We start from the raw sequence: 19,064 nt of genomic DNA, 5'->3' as shown, positions 1-19,064 counted from the left end.
TCTGCGCGTTCAATCACCTATTATTCCCACTCAATCGTGCCCGGCGGTTTCGAGGTGATATCGTAGGTGCAGCGGTTGATGCCCTTGACCTCGTTGATGATCCGCGTCGCGGTTTCACCCAGGAACTCGTGGCTGAAGGGGTAATAATCCGCAGTCATGCCATCAACCGAAGTGACTGCCCGCAGCGCACAGGCATAGTCATATGTACGGCCATCGCCCATGACGCCCACGGTGCGCACCGGCAAGATGGCGACAAACGCCTGCCAGATTTCGTCATACAAGCCGTGCTTGCGAATCTGATCGATATAGATGGCATCGGCTTCGCGCAGGATCTCCAGCTTTTCGCGGGTGATTTCGCCGGGGCAACGAATGGCCAGGCCCGGTCCGGGGAAGGGGTGGCGACCGATAAAGCTCTGTGGCAGGCCAAGTTCTCGGCCCAGTGCACGAACCTCGTCCTTGAACAGTTCGCGAAGCGGTTCGACCAGTTTCAAACCCATCTTTTCCGGCAGGCCACCCACATTGTGGTGCGACTTGATCGTCACGGACGGACCGCCCGAGAACGAGACTGACTCGATCACGTCAGGATAAAGCGTGCCCTGAGCCAGGAACTCGGCCCCTTCGATGGTGTCGGCATGTTTCTGGAACACGTCGATGAACAGCTTGCCGATGATCTTGCGCTTGGTTTCCGGATCGCTCTGACCTTCGAGCTCGCCCAAGAACAGCTCGGATTCGTCCGCATGGATCAACTGAATGTTGTAATTGTCGCGGAACATACCCACGACCTCTTCGGCTTCGTTCTTTCGCAGAAGACCGTGATCGACAAAGACACAGGTCAACTGATCTCCGATGGCTTCGTGAATCAGAATCGCAGCAACCGAGCTATCGACACCGCCGGACAAACCACAGATGACCTTTTTGTCGCCGACCTGCTCGCGAATCTTGCGGATCATTTCTTCGCGATAGGCCCCCATGGTCCAGTCGCCCTTGAATCCGGCCAGCTTGACAAAGTTTTCGTACAGCTTTGCACCTTTGGGTGTGTGATGCACCTCGGGGTGAAATTGCACTGCATAGAAGTGGCGCGCAGGGTCCGCCGTGATGGCAAAAGGCGCGTTAGGCGAGGTGCCAAAGACCTCAAAGCCGGGCGCGATTTCACTGACGTGGTCGCCGTGGCTCATCCAGACCTGCTCATCCCCATCGGTGAACCAGCCGTCCAGAATATCCAACGTGTTTTCAGGGGTAACAAAAGCCCGTCCGAACTCGGCTGTGCCGTGACCAGTTTCAACCTTGCCGCCCAATTGATGCATCATCACCTGTTGGCCATAGCAGATGCCAAGAATTGGAACGCCGTATTCGAAAATCTCTTGCGGAGCACGGGGCGAACCCTCACGCGTTACGCTGTCAGGGCCACCTGAAAAAATCACGGCGCGGGGGGACATTTCCCGTACAAAATCCATCGTGACATTCTGGTAAGGGTGGATTTCACAATAAACATTCAGCTCACGCAGGCGGCGGGCAATAAGCTGCGTTACCTGGCTGCCGAAGTCGATGATCAGAAGGCGGTCGTGGGATGTCTGGGTCATGCCTGCGCCTTAGGGCAAGCCCGGTCATTTCGCAAGAGCGACGTCCAATTCCATTGGATTTTCAGGCCACGAGAAAAAGTCAATTGTAAAAGTTTTGTAACAAAAATATGACAATTCGAAAGGATCCAAGTCTGGATTCGTCTGGATAAGGATCATGGATTGCCGATTTCTATAGAAATAGCTGCGCTGAATCTGGCGCTTGCGTTGTTTTGCGGAGCGCTGATCGGGTCCGAACGGCAAGTTCGGCAGAGAATGGCCGGATTGCGGACAAATGCGCTCGTCGCTCTGAGTGCTGCGGCTTTTGTTGTGTTTTCTGCTCTTTATCCGGACGAGGTCAGCCCGACCCGCGTGGCAGCGCAGGTCGTTTCGGGTATTGGCTTTTTAGGAGCCGGAATCATTTTCCGCCACGGATTCACAATCCACGGGCTGAACACGGCAGCAACCTTGTGGTGTTCAGCCGCTGTTGGAATGATGGCGGGGACGGGGGCGTGGCTGTTCGCTTTGATGATGACGGGCTTTGTCATTTTCGTGAACCTGGGTCTTAGGCCCCTTGTGAAATGGCTTAAACGGACGACGCGGGCCGGGGTTCCGCTGACGCAGGAATTCAAGATTCTGCTGCAATGTAAGGAAGAGACGCAGGCCGATGCGCGTGTCGCGGTTCTCAAGGCGCTGGCCCAAAATGACATTCGTATCGTTGGGTTCGAGAAAGGCGACAGTGCGGACGGTTCGCAGACCATAGCGGTTCTTGTTTCGATGGAGGATCACCCGGAAGAGCTTCAGCACAAGGTGGTTGCCCCGCTTATGCTCGAGCCGAGTATCGAAAGCATTGAGTGGGATAGCGTTTCTGAGGCTTGATTAACTAATAGATGGTGTTTGCTACGTGGCAGGGTGCCAATGTCGCTTTTCCCCCCAGAGCGCCGCAATCCCGATGCCCGCGTTCTGGTAAACCTGTATCACAAGCTCCAATCTAACCAACCAAACGGGATTTTCTCATGGCAGAGGCAAACACCCGGCGCAGGGCAAGAGGTGGCGGTGGCGCCGCCCGCCGTGCCGAACGTACCGCAGTCCGTATCGAGACCGCGAAGTACATTGAACGGAACATTCCGAATTTCGAGATCCTCAATGAAGAGGCGCTTGAAATCATCGAGAACAACGCGGAAACCGTGTTGGAAGAAATCGGCGTCAACTTCGTCGACAATCCAGCTGCTTTGGAGCGCTGGCGTGATGCTGGTGCAGATATCGACGGTGAGCGTGTTCGCATCCCACGTGGACTTGCGCGCGAGTTGATCAAAACCGCCCCCAGCGAGTTCACGCAGCACGCCCGCAACCCCGAGAAATCGGTGGTCATCGGTGGCCGCAACATGGTTCTGGCACCTGTCTATGGCCCTCCTTTTGTGCGTGATGCGCAAGGCGGCCGTCGCTATGCGACCATGGACGATTTCAACAAGTTCGTGAAACTGGCCTATATGTCCAAGTGGTTGCACCACTCGGGCGGTACGGTGTGTGAGCCGACGGACATTCCGGTGAATAAACGCCACCTGGACATGCTGAAGGCGCATATGACTTTGTCAGACAAGCCTTTCATGGGCTCGGTGACAGATCCCAGCCGCGCTCAGGACTCGGTCGAGATGTGTGAAATCCTGTTCGGTAAGGAGTTCGTGCAGGAAAACACGGTGATGACATCGCTGACCAACATCAACTCGCCGATGACGTTCGACGATGTGATGATGGGCTCGCTCGAGGTTTATGCGCGCAACAACCAGGCTTGCATCATCTCGCCCTTTATCGTGGGCGGCGCGATGGCGCCGGTTTCGGTTGCAGGTACTCTGACGCAGGTTTTGGCCGAAGTTCTGGCTGGTGTGGCCTACAGCCAGATCATCCGCCCCGGTGCGCCTGCAATCTTTGGTGCATTCGTGACCTCGATCGACATGAATTCGGGGGCACCCACCTTCGGCACCCCTGAAGCCTCGCACATCACCTATGGAGCGGGTCAGTTGGCACGGCGACTGAACTTGCCTTACCGGTCTGCAGGGTCCTTCTGTGGTTCGAAATTGCCGGATGCGCAGGCCGCTTACGAGACAGCAAACTCGCTGAACATGGGCCTGTTGTCCGGCGTGAACTTCATGCTGCATTCCTGCGGCTGGCTTGAGGGTGGTCTTGTAGCCGACTTCGAAAAGTTCGTCATGGATGCCGACCAGTTGGGCGTTCTGCATTCATTGGCCAAGGGTGTCGCGTACGACGACAACGCGCAGGCCATGGACGCAATCCGCGAAGTGGGTCCGGGCGGTCACTATCTTGGCTGTGCGCACACGCAGGCAAACTTCAAGGAATCGTTCTGGAAGTCTGATCTGCTGGACTACAAACCCTACGAAACCTGGCAGGAAGAGGGCGCACGTGACACGCGCGCATTGGCGTCCGCGCGGGTCGAGCATTTGCTGGCAAATTACCAGCAGCCGCAGATGGATCCGGATACCGCCGCGGCTTTGGAAGCCTATATCGCCGAGAAAAAGGCTTCCATGCCGGATGCGTTTACCTGATCACTGAAAAGCTGAGGCGCGGTTGGCTTGATACAACTGCGCCTCACCCAACAGCGCGATAAGCAGATCCAGATGCCGCTCCAGTGAATAGGCCGCATCTTCTTCTCTACGCTGTTCGTTTACTTCTTTTTCCATCTCCATCAATCGCAGTAGTGCCTGTCCGGATCCGGGAAGCGACCCGTATCCCAGAATGCGCTGCAAGTGCCGGTCCCGGTTGTAATCTCTTGCCCCGAACTTGGCCGCCCGTGCCAGCATACGAGGGCGGCGAAGGGTTGCGATCATTGTCATCAGGTCCTGCATATTTTGCCCCTTTTTCTTGAGAATTCCGGGGCAACTTGTTGCACAACCTAAGCGGGTGTTGCCTTTGGGTCAGTCTCGCCGAACTATGGTTTCACGACTGTTTATCTTTTTGAATCAAATCTGGTTCGTGCCTCGTGCGGTTAACGAACGAGTAACGAATGGACCTCTAGTTAGAATTGGTTAACCCGCATTCCGAGGGCGAAAAGTAGCAGTTTGTTTTGTCGATGAGGGCAAATAAAGATGGAAAACAACATGGCTTTCACCATTCCGGCATGGGTTCCAGAGGGGGCGCAAAGATACCTTGCCCATACCGAAACCGGCCGCTCGATCCGTGACATAGCGCGATCGGCCGGATGCCATGCTTCAACCATCCTACGACAAATCCGGCGTATCGAGATGCGCCGAGATGATCCTCTGGTTGATGCCGCCCTGCAATCGCTTGCAGAAGCGCATTTTTCAGTGCCGGGCGAGAGCAGAATAACTTTTGCGTCACAATCTGAGGTTGAAGAAGAGCAGGAGTTTGAGCGCGAAGCTTTGCGCATTCTGCGCCGTCTGAGTGAAACCGGATCGGTGCTTGCCGTCGCGGAGGAAATGGACAAGGCTGTTGTGGTCCGCGACACGGGCAACAGCGCAGCCACCAGAACTGCGGTCGTCGAGTGCAAGATTGCGCAGGCATTGGCGCTTAAAGACTGGATTTCCTGCGACAACCCAGGTCGTATCTCGCGGTATCGGATCACGACTGCGGGACGAACGGCACTAAGCCACTTGATCGCGCAGGCAGAAAACCAGGCTAGTGCCAGGGCAGAGCCTGGCTTTGCAGAAGCGCAAGGCGATTTTCGGACAAAGCCAGCGGGGGGACCCGCCCAGGGCGTTAGTCGCATTCGATATAGCGCCACGGAAAGTCCATTGACCGCCTTGGCAAGACGACGCGACCGGGACGGAAAGCCATTTCTGGATGAAACACTCGTAAAGGCTGGAGAACGCTTGCGCGAAGATTTTGAACTGGCGCAAATCGGTCCGCAGGTTTCGCAAAACTGGGATCGATTCCTGACGGTTGGCGCGCGCGGTGACTACGACAGTGAAACGCACGGGGGCAGGGGCTTTTCTGATGCGCGGGATCGTGTGGCTCGCGCCTTGTCGGAACTTGGCCCGGGTCTGAGCGACGTTGCCCTGCGGTGCTGTTGTTATCTTGAGGGGCTGGAGCAGGCAGAAAAACGCATGGGGTGGTCTGCCCGGTCGGGCAAAATCGTGCTGCGGATCGCTTTGCAGCGGCTCAAGCGGCATTATCAGGACCAGGCAGAGCACGATCGTATGATTGGTTAAGGTTCACTGAAAATGACAAAGGCCCGCCGAAAGCGGGCCTTCTATTAGCTTTAGGCTACGGCTTAGGCCATTTCTGGCTCAACCGCTTTTTGCAGATGTTCCATCACGTTTTCCGGTGAAGACACGCCATATGGATCCTCGGGGCAGTTGTCCATCAGACCGGGCTCTTCGAACCAGGCTTCGACCACGCCATCATTGACGATGGCGGCATAGCGCCAAGAACGCATTCCGAAACCCAGATTGTCTTTGTCGACCAGCATACCCATTTTGCGCGTGAACTCTGCCGAACCGTCAGGAATGACTTTGACGTTCTGCAAGCCTTGATCCTGCGCCCATTTGTTCATCACAAAGCTGTCGTTGACCGACATGCAGTAAATCTCGTCGATACCCTTGGCGGCGAAATCGGCAAAGCCTTTCTCGAAACCCGGCAGTTGGTAGGTCGAGCAGGTCGGCGTGAACGCACCGGGCAGCGAGAACAGGATCACACGCTTGCCAGCGAAGTAATCGGCGGTTGTCTTGTCTTCCCAACGGAAAGGGTTTGGTCCCTTGATGGAGTCGTCGCGGACACGTGTGTGAAAAGTCACGTCAGGCAGTTTAGCGCCAGATTTCATGTTCAAGCTCCTGTGAGTCAAATGTGATCTGCGCGGGGCTTAAAACAGTTCTAAAATACCTTCAATCGAAGATGTGCTGCACCTGCAAAGTTTTTTTCTTGCTTTTGCGCATTGAAAATAAAAGGTAAAATATAGTTTAGCCTTAAATCATTATGCTCGTGGATAATGCGTGCATAGCGGCTATGCGTCGCTGGTGTAACACCGTCCGCTTATCTATGTTATACGTAATAAAAGTTGACCCAAAGTCAGGATAACAGCCCGTGCGAGATCTCAAGATCCCAGAACAACGCCACCCGGAAAAAGCGCACCGCCCGGATAACGCGCAACCCAAAAAGCCGAACTGGATCAGGGTCAAGGCACCGGGCGGCAAGGGCTATGCGGACACCCGCAAGATCATGCGCGACAACAATCTGGTGACGGTCTGCGAGGAAGCGGGTTGCCCCAATGTTGGCGAATGCTGGAGCCAGGGTCACGCCACCATGATGATCATGGGTGAGATCTGTACGCGCGGTTGTACCTTTTGCAACATCGCCACCGGGCGCCCTGACGAGTTGGATGCGTTTGAACCGGGTCGCGTGGCACATGCGGTTGAAAAACTGGGCCTGAACCACGTTGTTATAACGTCGGTGGACCGCGACGACCTGAATGATGGTGGAGCAGAGCATTTCGCGCAGACCATTCGTGCCGTGCGCCACCGTTCGCCAAAGACCACGATCGAGATCCTGACCCCGGATTTTTTGAAATGCGAACCTGATGTGCTGGAGGTTGTGGTTCAGGCGAAACCCGACGTGTTCAACCACAATCTTGAAACCGTGCCGGGGCTATACCCCGAGGTCCGTCCCGGCGCGCGGTATTTTCACTCGCTGCGTTTGCTGCAACGTGTGAAAGAGCTGGACCCGTCGATTTTCACCAAATCCGGTATCATGGTTGGATTGGGCGAAGACGAACAACAAGTGCGTCAGGTCATGGATGACATGCGCGCCGCGGATATCGACTTTTTGACCATTGGTCAGTACCTGCAACCGACCCCAAAGCACCATGGTGTGGATCGCTTCGTCACGCCGGAAGAATTCGCCTCTTACGAAAAGGCGGCCTATGGAAAAGGCTTCCTGATGGTGTCGGCAACACCGTTGACACGGTCGTCTTACCACGCGGGCGACGATTTCGCCCGTCTGAGGGCTGCGCGCCAAGAAAAGCTGCAGCAAGCGTGACCCCGGATCTTTTCGCACGGCTGACCCGCCTGCGCCGTGAATTGCACCAGAACCCGGAACTTTCGGGGCAGGAGGTGCAAACAGCGGCGCGCGTTGCTGATTTATTGCGCGAAGCCGGAGCTGATCGTGTTCTGACGGGCATCGGCGGACACGGGGTTGCCGGTGTTTTTGAAAGCGGGCTACCGGGTCCAACTCTGGCCGTTCGGTGCGAGTTGGATGGCCTTCCGATCCAGGAAGTGTCTGATCTGCCGTATGTCTCGCGAACAGATGGCAAAGGGCATCTCTGCGGCCATGACGGCCATATGACAATGGTGCTGGGCGTTGCTGACGCTTTGAGTCACAAACGCCCGAAATCAGGCCGGGTCGTTCTGATTTTTCAGGCCGCCGAAGAGACGGGGCATGGCGCGGTCGCGTTCCGGGCAGACCCGCAGTTTGCCGGAATCTCTCCGGACATCGTGTTGTCCTTGCATAACCTGCCGGGGTTGGAGCTTGGAGCGGTCGAACTCTGTACCGGCCCGGCAAATTGTGCCTCGCGCGGTATGCAGATTGTTTTGACGGGTAAGACCTCGCACGCGGCGGCCCCGCAGGATGGGATTTCACCTGCGGGTGCCTTGGCCGAACTGATGCCAGCCTTGGCTGATTTGGGGGCAGGCGGCGACTTGAACGACGACTACGCCTTAACCACCGTCACGCACGCCAATCTGGGCGAGCGCACTGTGGGTGTTGCCCCCGGACGTGCTGATTTGTGGGTGACGCTGCGCACAGTCTCGGATCAACGGATGACGCGCCTGATCGACGAAGCCGAAGCGATGGTCCACAAGACGGCGCAGGACGAGGGACTTTCGGTGGAGATTTCTTACGATGAGGTCTTCGAAGCTTGCGTCAATCACCCGGAAACCGTCTCAATTCTGAAGCGATCCTGTGCCGATCAGCGAATTGAATGCCAGATGGTCGATCAGCCGCAGCGATTTTCAGAAGATTTTGGCCAATTCGGCAAAAGCGCAAAAGCCGCGATGTTCTGGTTGGGGTCGGGGCGGGATCATCCACAACTGCACAATCCGGACTACGATTTTCCAGATGAGTTGATACCTGTGGGTGTTGGGATTTTCCTTAACGCCATTGATACCACTCTCGGAAGGCGATCGTCCGTTTAAATTCACTCAGTTGGCAAGATCACCAACGATTCCAACCGCTTCTATGACTGTCTTCGTGTCATCCGATATCGACAAAATCTCATCGTCCACCCGAATATACCTCTTACCCGGTCCCAATGGCTTGAGTTTCCAATTGTCGAGATCGTCGATGTAATCAAATCGTAAGTCATCCGGCAACTTTTGGCCGCGCGTATATCTTTTGATTTGGCCGGGTGGAACCGCCTTGCCGTTTGACTTGATGGCCTTTTCAACCTTGTTTTTGTTGGCCCCTTGCCCTTTGCCCTTGTTGTCCTTGGCAGCCCCTGCACTGGCAAGAGCTACGATCGCCATAACAACACCAACCGTCGCGACAATACGCTTCATCAACAGACCTCCATCGTTTTAAAGAACTTTAGAGGAAAAGATGAGCTTATGTCTATTTGTATTCAGATAGTAGAATGATTTGGTGAGAGTCCACGCAATAAGCAGTGAGTGAATGCCAACCTATTCGCCCGTAAACCGAACCTTGCCGATAAAGGGCAGGTTTCTGTTTCGCTGCGCATAGTCGATACCGTAACCGACCACAAATTCATCCGGGATCTCAAAACCGATCCAGTCTGACCGGAAATCCACCTCGCGACGGCTGGGCTTATCGAGCAGAGCAATGGATTTCAGGCGTGCGGGTTTGCGGCTTTGAAGCAGTTTGGTGACGTGATTCAGCGTGTGACCCGTATCCACGATATCTTCAACGACCAGCACATCGCGCCCTTCAATTGCGCCGCGCAAGTCCTTGAGAATACGGACTTCCCGGCTGCTTTCCATCGCGTCGCCGTAAGATGACGCCTCAAGGAAATCCACTTCGATCGGCAAATCCAGTTCGCGGACCAGATCGGCGATGAAGACAAAACTGCCGCGCAACAACCCCACGACAACCAGCTTGTCGGTGTTGCCGAATTCTGCTGTGATCTCGCGACAGAGCTCTTCTATTCTAGCAGCGATGGCCTTGGCCGAGATCATCTCATCTATCACATATGCGCGGTCAGTCATCGCAGCCCCCTTGATCTTTGGCGCGCAACATACGACATGACGCGCCATTGTCACCTGCAAATACCGGACGCCATGCCTATCCATTCGGAAACCCGACACCTGCCATACACCGCCCAGCAGATGTATGATCTGGTGGCTGACGTGGCCAAGTACCCGCAGTTTCTTCCCTGGTGCGCTGCAGCTCGTATCCGCAAGACCTATGCTGTGGGTGAGGCGCAGGTGATGGAAGCTGATCTGGTCATCTCGTTCAAAGTGTTCCGCGAGCGTTTTGGCAGCCGGGTAACGCTGTTTGCGGAGCAGAAGAAGATCGATACCGAGTATCTGGACGGCCCGTTCAAATACATGAAGTCCGACTGGCAGTTCGAAGATGCACCGGATGGAGGCTGCAATATCTCGTTCCACGTGGATTTCGAGTTCAAGAATGCAATTCTGCAAGGGATCATTGGCGTTGTGTTCAACGAAGCCATGCAACGGATCGTGCGCGCGTTCGAGGCGCGGGCCCAAGAACTCTACGGCTAGGTCTTTACGCCGCAATTGCGCTCGCTAGACTGCGCCCATGACGGATTTCACTACATCATTGGCCGCGTTTGCGGCGGGCCCGATTTCAACGACATCTCAGGCGCGGATTGTCACGTCACTGTCAATTCTGGACTGGGTTGCAGTTGGACGTGCGGGTGCAAGCGAACCTGTCTCATCCATCATCCGAAAGATGGTATTGGACGAAGGCGGCGCGGCGCAGGCCCATCTGTTCGGCGGAGGGACGGCCCCTTTACGCGGTGCGGCGTTGGTGAATGGCGCCGTGTCTCATGCGCTGGACTATGACGACACACATTTTGCTCATATCGGGCATCCGTCTGTTGCCATCCTTCCGGCGGCGCTTTCTGTGGCAGAATGGGATGATCGTATTCTGGTCGACTTGCTCGAAGCCGCTTTGATTGGAATGGAAACCTCAATCCGTGTTGGCCTGTGGTTGGGCCGGGGCCACTATCAGGTCGGGTTTCATCAGACAGCCACGTCCGGCGCATTTGGGGCCGCTGTCGCCACAGGGCGGTTGTTGGGCTTCGATGCGGGACAGATGCGATCCGTTCTGGGTCTGACCGCCACCCGCGCCGCCGGGCTGAAGGCGCAGTTCGGGACGATGGGCAAGCCTTATAACGCGGGCATTGCGGCGTCAGCCGGTGTCGAAACAGCCTTATTGGTGCATCACGGTTTTCAAGCAAACGCAGACGCGCTGGAAGGCCCGTTTGGCTTTGGCGCAACCCATCAGGGCGCGTCGGAAATAAGCGCGTTGGATGGTTTGGGCGATGAATGGTTGTTCGAAAGCGTCAGTCACAAGTTCCATGCCTGTTGTCACGGATTGCACGCCGCGCTCGAAGCGGCGCGGGAACTGGACATCGCCGAGCCTGAAGTGGCCGAGATCAAGATCAAAACGCACCCGCGCTGGATGAGTGTGTGTAATCAGCTGACACCTGCAACCGGGTTAGGTGCTAAATTCTCATATCGCACCGTCATCGCGATGCAGGCCCTGGGATATGATACAGCCTTGCCCGGCAGCTATACGGACAAGGTTTGCGCTGACCCACGCATTAAGTCCTTACGTGACCGCATCACGGTTGAAGCTGACGAGAGCTTGTCAGAAACGCAAGCGAATCTGGCTTTGTTGCGCCGCGATGGTATCCGCCGCGAAGCAACACATGATCTGCTGACCCCAATGTCGCTGTCTGACCGCGAGGATCGTGTACGTGCAAAAGCCGCAAAGCTGATCGGAGCGGATGAGGCGGACGCGATCTGGTCGATGCTGCGCACCGGAGGCCGCGCCCGCGATCTGGCCTCCAAGCTGGCGGGTTAGATCACGCGCCAGTGCAATGGAAAGCCGGCGTCGAAAACGGTGACGGGCCCGTCTCCGGTTTCGATCTTGTCGGGGTATACGACCGGCTCGCCCTTGGTCAGCGTGATGGTGTCTTCGTTCACGGGCAGGTGATAGAACGCGGGCCCATTCAGCGAAACAAAGCCTTCCAGTTTGTCCAATGCGCCTTCGCGGTCGAACATCTCAGCCACCAGGGACATGGTGTTGGTCGCCGTGAAGCATCCAGCGCAGCCACAGGCCATTTCTTTGTTGTCATCCGTGTGCGGTGCGCTGTCGGTGCCAAGGAAATACCGCGGATCGCCCGAGGTCGCGGCTTTCAGCAACTCCAACCGATGCTCTTCACGTTTGGCGACGGGCAGGCAGTAATAATGCGGTTTGATCCCGCCAACCAGAATGTGGTTGCGGTTGATGATCAGGTGATGCGCTGTGATTGTTGCACCAAGGTCCGCCTCATTGGCTTTGACATACTGCACACCGTCGCGGGTCGTGATATGTTCCATCACAACGCGCAGACCCGGAGTGGCCTTGCGGATCGGGTCCAGTACACGGTCGATGAACACGGCCTCACGGTCGAAAATGTCGATCTCGGCATCGGTGACTTCGCCGTGCACACACAGGGGCAGGCCAATCTCGGCCATACGCTCCAGCACAGGACGCACGTTGTCAAAGTTCCGCACACCTGAATGCGAGTTTGTTGTGGCCCCCGCAGGGTACAGCTTCACCGCCTTGACCAAACCGCTCGCATGGGCGGCGGCTAGATCGTCCGGGTCCGTATCCTCGGTCAGATACAGTGTCATCAGCGGCTCAAACGTCATGCCGTCGGGCAGCGCGGCCATGATGCGGTCGCGATACGCTGCGGCGTGCGCACCGGTCACTACGGGTGGCACCAGATTGGGCATAATGATCGCACGGCCAAAATGGCGCGCGGTTTCGGGTAGAACGGCCTGCAACATCGCGCCATCGCGCAGGTGCAGGTGCCAGTCGTCAGGGCGGCGGATCGTGATGCTATCGGTCATGGGCTTCCGCTAACATAGCTGTTGAAAAAGACCAACCGCGACAGCACCCGTTGGCAAAAAAACTTGTCAACCAACCCGAACGTCGTAGCTGTGTCGCGGCACGAGGTCTTGACGCGCAGGTCTGTGCGTGACCTGTTTGTCCGCTAAGGAGAGAGGGTTCCATGACGCAACCAAATTCAATTGATGCCGTACAGCAAATGCTGGGAACCCAGGGCTATGTCTGCGGACGGGCCCTTGCGACTGTTGTTTTTCTGTCGTTGAAGCTGGGCCGACCGCTGTTCCTGGAAGGGGAAGCAGGTGTTGGGAAAACCGAAATCGCCAAAGCGCTGGCTTCCGGCCTTAACCGTCGCCTGATCCGCCTGCAATGCTACGAAGGTCTGGATGCATCCTCTGCCGTTTACGAATGGAACTTCCCCGCGCAAATGGTTGCGATCCGAACGGCTGAGGCGTCGGGCGGCGCGGACCGCAGCGCGCTTCAGGCGGAACTGTTCTCGGACGAATACCTGATTGAACGCCCCTTGTTGCAAGCGATGCGGCCTGATGAACATGGCGCGCCGGTTCTGCTGATCGACGAGTTGGACCGCACCGATGAACCTTTCGAAGCCTTCCTGCTGGAAGCTCTCAGCGATTTTCAGGTCACGATCCCGGAACTCGGCACCGTCAAAGCGCCCGAGCCGCCTGTTGTCATCGTGACGTCAAACCGCACGCGCGAGGTGCATGACGCCCTCAAACGCCGCTGCCTGTACCATTGGGTCGACTATCCGGACTTCGAGCGCGAGATTGAAATCCTGCATGCCCGCGCGCCCGAAGCTTCGAATGCGCTCAGCCGTGAGGTAGTCGCTTTTGTTCAACGGCTACGAACTGAAGACCTGTTCAAGAAACCCGGCGTCGCCGAGACCATTGACTGGGCCAAATGCCTGCTGGCGCTGGATGTGATGAACCTGAGCCCAGAGGTGATCGGCGACACACTGGGCGCAATCCTGAAATACCAGGATGACATCCAGAAACTGCAAGGGTCCGAGGCGAAACGCATTCTGGACGAGGCCAAGGCCACCCTCGAACCGGCCTGATGCTTCACCTTTTTCCAAATACTCCGGGGGTATGGGGGCAGAGCCCCCATGGATGCTGATGGCAGAGCAACTCCCTCTGGACATACCGGACAACCCAAAGCTGGCACAGAATATCACGCACTTTGCCCGTGCCCTCAGAAAGGCGGGTTTACCGATCGGCCCGGGGCGCGTGATCGACGCCATAAACGCTGTGCGGGCGGCAGGGTTTACCGAGAAACGCGATTTCTATTGGACGCTGCACGCCTGTTTCGTGAACCGTCCGGAACACCGCACGGTGTTTGCGCAAGTCTTTCGAATGTACTGGCGTGATCCGCGATACATGGAACATATGATGGCCATGATGCTGCCCGCCATTCGCGGCGTGCAGGAAGAGCGTAAAGCGGATGCAGGTGAAAAACGGGCGGCCGAGGCTCTGTTGGACGGCGTTGAACGGGATATGCCTGAACCTGCCGCGCAAGACGAAGGTGAAACCGAAATCGAGATTGACGCCACTCAGACGGCGTCATCCGAGGAACGACTGCGCAATCTGGATTTTGAACAGATGAGCACGGCTGAAATAGCGCAAGCCAAACGCGTTTTGTCGCGGATGACCTTGCCGGTCAAACCCATCGAGTCCCGCCGGGGTCAGGCCAGCCATCTTGGGCACCGTATCGACCGGGCCCGCACCTTGCGTGCGGCGATGCGGCAAGGCGGCGAACTGCGCGATATCTCAAGGCTGCAGCCCAGACCGCGCTGGCCCAACCTTGTGGCGCTGTGTGATATTTCAGGATCGATGAGCCAGTACAGTCGGATCATCCTGCATTTCCTGCATACGGTATCGAACGCCAAGGGCGCAGGCTGGGCCAAAGTTCATGCCTTCACCTTCGGTACCCGCCTGACCAACATCACCCGACATTTGCGTCAACGGGATGTTGATGCAGCGCTTGCCGCCGCCGGGGCCGAGGCGCAGGATTGGGAGGGTGGCACGCGCATCGGAGAATGCCTGCACCAATTCAATCGAGACTGGTCGCGCCGCGTCATGGGGCAGGGGGCGGTTGTCTTGCTTATCACGGATGGGTTGGAGCGGGGCGAACCCAAGGTTCTGCAGAAAGAGATCGAGCGCCTGCACCTGTCTTCAAGACGGCTGATTTGGCTGAATCCGCTGTTGCGCTGGGACGGGTTCGCCCCAAAAGCGCAGGGCGTGGCGACCATGCTGCCGCATGTGGACAGTTTCCGCGCAGGGCATTCCATTGCCTCACTCGAAGACCTGGCCGCCGTGATTTCAGAACCCGACGACCAGGGTCAGAAAGCCCGGCTGATGGCCGCGCTTTCCGGTTAGTCGATTACGACAACTGCTCTTCATTGCACTTACGCGCCATTTCCATGGCTTTGTACGTGCCGGTCAGATCAACAGTGAAGGCATATGAGGTCTCGGGGAACACGATCATGACCTTTTTCTTGGCCAGATCGTCTGCGAATTGAGGGTTGTCCGACAGAATGTAGCCGCCTGAATAGCCCTTGGTGATATTACCCTTCATACCAGTGGCCTCACCCAGGTAGATGTTGTCACCAATCAGGATTGCAACCTCTTGTGTCTCGCCCCGTTTGATATCGGTATCGGCTTTGGTGAACACGCCGACATAACCGACGCTGCGATCTTCGGTCAGACCCATCTGTACGACGTTTTCCGCATCGTCCACGGCCTCGATCAGGCAGGATTTCCGTTCATTGTCGATGAAGACTTTCCAGCCCTCGACCTCTCCGTAACGTTCGAATGTGTCAGCCCATGCTGCCGTCGAGGCCAAAAGACCTACTGCAGCACCCAGTGTCAAAAAACGTTTCAACTGCTTGTCTCCGATATAAATATTTTGGATACGCGGTCCGGTAAAACACCGGTTGCAAATGCAGGCTAGAGCCCTGACACCTAACAATCAATCCTATGATTTGTTGAATGTGGCTCGGGCTTTTAAAGCTCTGAAAAAGAGCGGACATAGACCTTTTGGCAAGACAGCTGCGCTTTTCTTCGCGTCAAACCTGCCTATGTTGGAAACGGGTGACTTCTGGAGGGTTTGATGGAGCGATTCGACAACAGCCCGGAAACGGCTTTGGACTGGCACCGCAGCGGGCGGGGCGCGGCCTTGGCGACAGTTGTCGAAACCTGGGGCAGCGCACCTCGGCGCGTTGGGTCCCAGCTTGTGATCGGTGGCGACGGGCGGATCGAAGGTTCGGTATCCGGCGGTTGTGTGGAAGGCGCGGTGATTGTCGAAGCCCTTGAAGCTCTGGATGAGGGCGAAGCCCGGCTGTTGGAGTTTGGCGTCAGTGACGAGGATGCGTTTGCCGTGGGGCTGGCCTGTGGCGGAACGATCCGTGTTCTTGTTGAACCTATTGGAAAGGTCCTGCCCGAGCCCATGCTGGCCGAGCTGGTCGCAGCCCGCGCCGCGCGCGAACCCGTGGCGTATGAGGTGAATACAAACACCGGACACAGGGCTTTGCGCCGCAACGTTTATGCGGAACGCCTGCGCATGGACCGGTCTGGCTTTGAAGAAGACGGTGAAACCTTTGTGGCCGTTCACAACCCACCTTTGCGTCTGATCGTTGTCGGGGCCGTCCATATCGCGCAGGCCCTTGTGCCGATGGCGCGCATTGCGGGCTATGATCCAGCGATCATCGATCCGCGCGATGCTTTTGCATCCAGCGCACGCTTTCCGCGGGAGACGATCCTGACCGATTGGCCGGACGAAGCGGTCGCCAAGCTGGGGCTGGACGCACGCACCGCTATCGTTTTGCTGACCCATGACCCCAAGCTGGACGATCCGGCGTTGCAGGCGTCACTGGACGCTGGTGTCTTTTACATCGGCGCTTTGGGCTCGGCGCGCACCCATGCCAAGCGCGTGGAACGTATGAAAAGCGCTGGGTTTACCGAGGAACAGATCTCAAGAATTCACGGCCCCATCGGTCTGGACATTGGTGCCGCGGGACCATCGGAAATCGCTGTGGCCATTCTGGCTGAGATGACAGCGGTTCTGAGAGGCAAAGCATGAGGTTTGGACCGGTTCCCGTGTCGCAGGCAGTGGGGGCCATCTTGGCGCATTCGGTGACGGCAAACGGGCGTAAGCTGCGCAAAGGATTGGCGTTGCAGGCCGAAGATGTTGCGCAGTTGGCGCAAACCGGGCTGAGCGAAGTCATCGTCGCGCAACTTGAGCCCGGTGATTGCCACGAAGACGAAGCCGCACGTGCCTTGGTGTCAGCACTTGCGCCTGACGCTGCCGCAGCCAACCTGCGCGTGACCGAGGCGTTTACAGGGCGGGTCAACCTGTTGGCGGATGGGCCGGGTGTGGCCGTTCTGGATGTCGCTGCACTTGAGCGTTTCAATCAGGTCAATCCGATGATCACCGTGGCCACGGTTCCGCAGCATCAGCAGATGGGAGCAGGCGGAATGGTGGCGACCATCAAGGTCATCTCTTACGCCGTACCCGAAAAGGATGTCCAACGCGCCGTCGCTTTGGCGCGGGGCGCAATCCGTTTGGCGCGTCCGGTTCACCAAACAGCCGGGCTGATCGTGACGGACATTCCGGGCGGACCTTCGAACGAGAAGGGGATAGCCGCCATTCGGGGCCGGGTCGAGTTGCTGGATATGGAGCTGTGTGATGTACAGATCGTTCCGCACCGGGTCGATTCTCTGGCCAAAGCGGTCTCGCAAAGCGACGGCGAGGTGCTGATGATCCTGACGGGTTCGGCGACGTCGGACCCGGAAGATGTGGCGCCTTCGGCCGTCAGACTGGCTGGCGGGCAGGTGGATCGCTTTGGAATGCCGGTGGATCCCGGGAACCTGTTGTTTTTGGGCGCCTTGCAGGATCGCCCGGTCATTGGATTGCCGGGTTGCGCGCGCTCTCCGGCGTTGAACGGTGCTGATTGGGTTCTTTCCCGGATCGCGTGTGGAGTTGAGACAACCGGTGCAGATATTGCTGCCATGGGAGTTGGCGGGCTTCTCAAAGAAATTCCAACCAGACCGCAGCCCCGTGCCAAACGCAAAACCTAGCCGTTTCGTCGCGCGTGTACCGAATCACAGCAAGGTTTTCAGGGTTTCCTGAGCTTTGGTAAAACGCCGGGCCGCCAATAAGCCCCCGTGTCTTCGCGTGCTTTTTGGTATTGTTCCACGCGGTCCCGGGCCTCTTTGCCACTGGCCTCAAAAAGATGCCCGAGCAAACATTCCAACACGGCCATAGCGCCCGAGAAGCTTGAAAGTGGATGCAGAGTGCGTGTGCTGACGGGCAGCACCACATCCGGTTCGACCCCCGGCGCGATCACCTCGCTATCCGACAGCAATACGATACGCATGGACCGGTCGCGGGCAAATCGCATCGACTGGATCGTATCGGCCGAATAGGGATGGACGGTGATGGCAAACAGACAATCCTCAGCCGTGGCTTCGACCAAATCGTCAATGGCTGACCCCATGTGGCGGGGCACCAACTGCAACCCGGGATGTGCCATACGGCCTGCGTAGTGAAAGTAATAGGCCAGGGCGTGGCTGGACCGGGTCGCGGTCACGTAACAGCGCCGCGCGGAAACCATGTGACCGATGGCTTGTTGTGTCAGATGCGGATCCATCAGGCGCAGGGATCGCGACACAACATTCATCTCGTTCTGAGCGAATTTGACCTGTGCCATATGGAACGGGTCTTGCCCCGCCGGAGGCTCTAACCAGCCTTGCCCCAGCCGGTTTTCACTGTCTGTCGTCAAGGCGCTGCGAAACGGTTGGCGAAACGCATCGAAGCTGTCAAAGCCCATGCGCTGCGCGAGCCGTACCAAAACGTTTGAACTGATGCCGATCCTGTCGGCGGTTTCGCGGATCGGGTTCAGCCCAAAGTCACCGGGATGATCGACGACATACTTTGCCGCGACCTGCATTTGCGCGGGCATCTGATCGATCTCGCGCCTTAACTGATCCGTGAGTGCCATCAGGGTAGGGGTCATGGTCAAAATAAAACATATGTTTTCTATGGCGTAAATTGAAAACGAATTGTCCGAGGTTTAGTTGCGCCTTGGTAAGAGGAAAGAACCGATGAATCCCAATCCCGCTGACGACGACAACACCCCCTATGTCCTGGTGGCGCCAAATGGTGCGCGGCGGACTACAGCAGATCATCCTGCCCTGCCGGTCACGATAGATCAGATCGTCGAAACCGCACGGTCCTGCCAACTTGCCGGAGCACATGGGGTTCATGTTCATGTAAGGGACGCGAATGGTCAGCATTCGCTGGATGCTGGATCCTATCTGGAAACGATCGCCGAATTGCGCCGCATCGCGCCGAGGTTGGATGTTCAAATCACAACCGAAGCGGCCGGACTGTTCGACGTTTCCGCGCAGCTTGCCTGCTTGGAACAGG

20 protein-coding genes are annotated in these 19,064 nt (G+C 57.1%); 12 read left to right on the top strand and 8 right to left on the bottom strand.

Going from position 1 to position 19,064, the window contains the following annotated elements:
* Nucleotides 1-20 precede the first annotated feature (20 nt).
* A complete protein-coding gene (gene guaA, locus AC2FNU_RS07350) occupies nucleotides 21-1,580 on the bottom strand; it encodes a glutamine-hydrolyzing GMP synthase (RefSeq protein WP_496786653.1) in 1,560 nt (519 codons plus the stop codon).
* Between the two features lie 159 nt (nucleotides 1,581-1,739).
* Here guaA and AC2FNU_RS07345 point away from each other — a divergent pair, with 159 nt between their 5' ends.
* Nucleotides 1,740-2,435: an MgtC/SapB family protein gene (locus AC2FNU_RS07345; RefSeq protein ID WP_496786651.1), complete on the top strand. Its 696-nt coding sequence runs from the start codon at nucleotides 1,740-1,742 to the stop codon at nucleotides 2,433-2,435.
* Nucleotides 2,436-2,572: 137 nt separating this feature from the next.
* The gene (locus AC2FNU_RS07340; protein WP_496786649.1) at nucleotides 2,573-4,117 is read left to right on the top strand and encodes a trimethylamine methyltransferase family protein; all 1,545 of its coding nucleotides are present in this window, start codon (nucleotides 2,573-2,575) and stop codon (nucleotides 4,115-4,117) included.
* Here the strand turns inward: AC2FNU_RS07340 and AC2FNU_RS07335 are convergent, their stop codons facing one another.
* Nucleotides 4,118-4,417 (bottom strand): DUF6477 family protein, encoded by a 300-nt coding sequence (locus tag AC2FNU_RS07335; RefSeq protein WP_496786647.1) that lies wholly within the window; start codon nucleotides 4,415-4,417, stop codon nucleotides 4,118-4,120. It abuts the gene before it with no gap.
* A gap of 240 nt (nucleotides 4,418-4,657) precedes the next feature.
* Here AC2FNU_RS07335 and AC2FNU_RS07330 point away from each other — a divergent pair, with 240 nt between their 5' ends.
* Entirely contained in the window at nucleotides 4,658-5,740 is a 1,083-nt protein-coding gene (locus AC2FNU_RS07330) for a DUF6456 domain-containing protein (protein ID WP_496786645.1), read from the top strand.
* Nucleotides 5,741-5,802: 62 nt separating this feature from the next.
* On the opposite strand, the gene AC2FNU_RS07325 is transcribed toward AC2FNU_RS07330, so the two are convergent.
* Nucleotides 5,803-6,351: a peroxiredoxin gene (locus tag AC2FNU_RS07325; RefSeq protein WP_496786643.1), complete on the bottom strand. Its 549-nt coding sequence runs from the start codon at nucleotides 6,349-6,351 to the stop codon at nucleotides 5,803-5,805.
* Nucleotides 6,352-6,611: 260 nt separating this feature from the next.
* Here AC2FNU_RS07325 and lipA point away from each other — a divergent pair, with 260 nt between their 5' ends.
* Nucleotides 6,612-7,562: a lipoyl synthase gene (gene lipA, locus AC2FNU_RS07320; RefSeq protein WP_496786642.1), complete on the top strand. Its 951-nt coding sequence runs from the start codon at nucleotides 6,612-6,614 to the stop codon at nucleotides 7,560-7,562.
* Nucleotides 7,559-8,716, top strand: coding sequence for an amidohydrolase (locus tag AC2FNU_RS07315; protein ID WP_496786640.1), 1,158 nt, complete (start codon nucleotides 7,559-7,561; stop codon nucleotides 8,714-8,716). Before lipA ends, AC2FNU_RS07315 begins: the two co-directional genes overlap by 4 nt.
* Before the next feature lie 6 nt (nucleotides 8,717-8,722).
* Here the strand turns inward: AC2FNU_RS07315 and AC2FNU_RS07310 are convergent, their stop codons facing one another.
* Complete coding sequence (locus AC2FNU_RS07310) at nucleotides 8,723-9,079, bottom strand: hypothetical protein (protein WP_496786639.1); 357 nt, start codon at nucleotides 9,077-9,079, stop codon at nucleotides 8,723-8,725.
* Between the two features lie 120 nt (nucleotides 9,080-9,199).
* On the bottom strand, nucleotides 9,200-9,742 hold the full coding sequence (hpt, locus tag AC2FNU_RS07305) for a hypoxanthine phosphoribosyltransferase (RefSeq protein ID WP_171089696.1): 543 nt from the start codon (nucleotides 9,740-9,742) through the stop codon (nucleotides 9,200-9,202).
* Nucleotides 9,743-9,814: 72 nt separating this feature from the next.
* On the opposite strand from hpt, the gene AC2FNU_RS07300 reads away from it, so the two are divergent.
* Nucleotides 9,815-10,261 (top strand): type II toxin-antitoxin system RatA family toxin, encoded by a 447-nt coding sequence (locus AC2FNU_RS07300; protein WP_496786637.1) that lies wholly within the window; start codon nucleotides 9,815-9,817, stop codon nucleotides 10,259-10,261.
* Between the two features lie 37 nt (nucleotides 10,262-10,298).
* Nucleotides 10,299-11,591: an MmgE/PrpD family protein gene (locus tag AC2FNU_RS07295; protein ID WP_496786635.1), complete on the top strand. Its 1,293-nt coding sequence runs from the start codon at nucleotides 10,299-10,301 to the stop codon at nucleotides 11,589-11,591.
* Here AC2FNU_RS07295 and pyrC read toward each other — a convergent pair.
* Entirely contained in the window at nucleotides 11,588-12,625 is a 1,038-nt protein-coding gene (gene pyrC, locus AC2FNU_RS07290; RefSeq protein ID WP_496786634.1) for a dihydroorotase, read from the bottom strand. The genes AC2FNU_RS07295 and pyrC overlap by 4 nt on opposite strands.
* Before the next feature lie 161 nt (nucleotides 12,626-12,786).
* Here pyrC and AC2FNU_RS07285 point away from each other — a divergent pair, with 161 nt between their 5' ends.
* Both AC2FNU_RS07285 and AC2FNU_RS07280 read left to right on the top strand, forming a co-directional pair.
* Complete coding sequence (locus tag AC2FNU_RS07285) at nucleotides 12,787-13,695, top strand: AAA family ATPase (protein ID WP_496786633.1); 909 nt, start codon at nucleotides 12,787-12,789, stop codon at nucleotides 13,693-13,695.
* 58 nt (nucleotides 13,696-13,753) lie between these two features.
* On the top strand, nucleotides 13,754-15,013 hold the full coding sequence (locus tag AC2FNU_RS07280) for a vWA domain-containing protein (protein WP_496786724.1): 1,260 nt from the start codon (nucleotides 13,754-13,756) through the stop codon (nucleotides 15,011-15,013).
* Nucleotides 15,014-15,017: 4 nt separating this feature from the next.
* Here the strand turns inward: AC2FNU_RS07280 and AC2FNU_RS07275 are convergent, their stop codons facing one another.
* A complete protein-coding gene (locus tag AC2FNU_RS07275; protein WP_496786632.1) occupies nucleotides 15,018-15,518 on the bottom strand; it encodes a hypothetical protein in 501 nt (166 codons plus the stop codon).
* 228 nt (nucleotides 15,519-15,746) lie between these two features.
* Here AC2FNU_RS07275 and AC2FNU_RS07270 point away from each other — a divergent pair, with 228 nt between their 5' ends.
* Complete coding sequence (locus AC2FNU_RS07270; RefSeq protein WP_496786630.1) at nucleotides 15,747-16,715, top strand: XdhC family protein; 969 nt, start codon at nucleotides 15,747-15,749, stop codon at nucleotides 16,713-16,715.
* Entirely contained in the window at nucleotides 16,712-17,713 is a 1,002-nt protein-coding gene (locus AC2FNU_RS07265; protein ID WP_496786628.1) for a molybdopterin-binding protein, read from the top strand. Before AC2FNU_RS07270 ends, AC2FNU_RS07265 begins: the two co-directional genes overlap by 4 nt.
* 38 nt (nucleotides 17,714-17,751) lie before the next feature.
* Here AC2FNU_RS07265 and AC2FNU_RS07260 read toward each other — a convergent pair whose 3' ends face one another.
* On the bottom strand, nucleotides 17,752-18,651 hold the full coding sequence (locus AC2FNU_RS07260; protein ID WP_496786626.1) for a MurR/RpiR family transcriptional regulator: 900 nt from the start codon (nucleotides 18,649-18,651) through the stop codon (nucleotides 17,752-17,754).
* Nucleotides 18,652-18,739: 88 nt separating this feature from the next.
* Between AC2FNU_RS07260 and AC2FNU_RS07255 the strand changes: the two genes are divergently transcribed.
* The coding region (locus AC2FNU_RS07255) for a 3-keto-5-aminohexanoate cleavage protein (protein WP_496786624.1) at nucleotides 18,740-19,064 on the top strand (325 nt) is incomplete at its 3' end.

The sequence above is a fragment of the Ruegeria sp. BHSB064 genome (assembly GCF_059613205.1).
The sequence above is the reverse complement of the archived record's forward strand: the minus strand, read 5'-3'. Positions and strand labels throughout refer to the sequence as shown.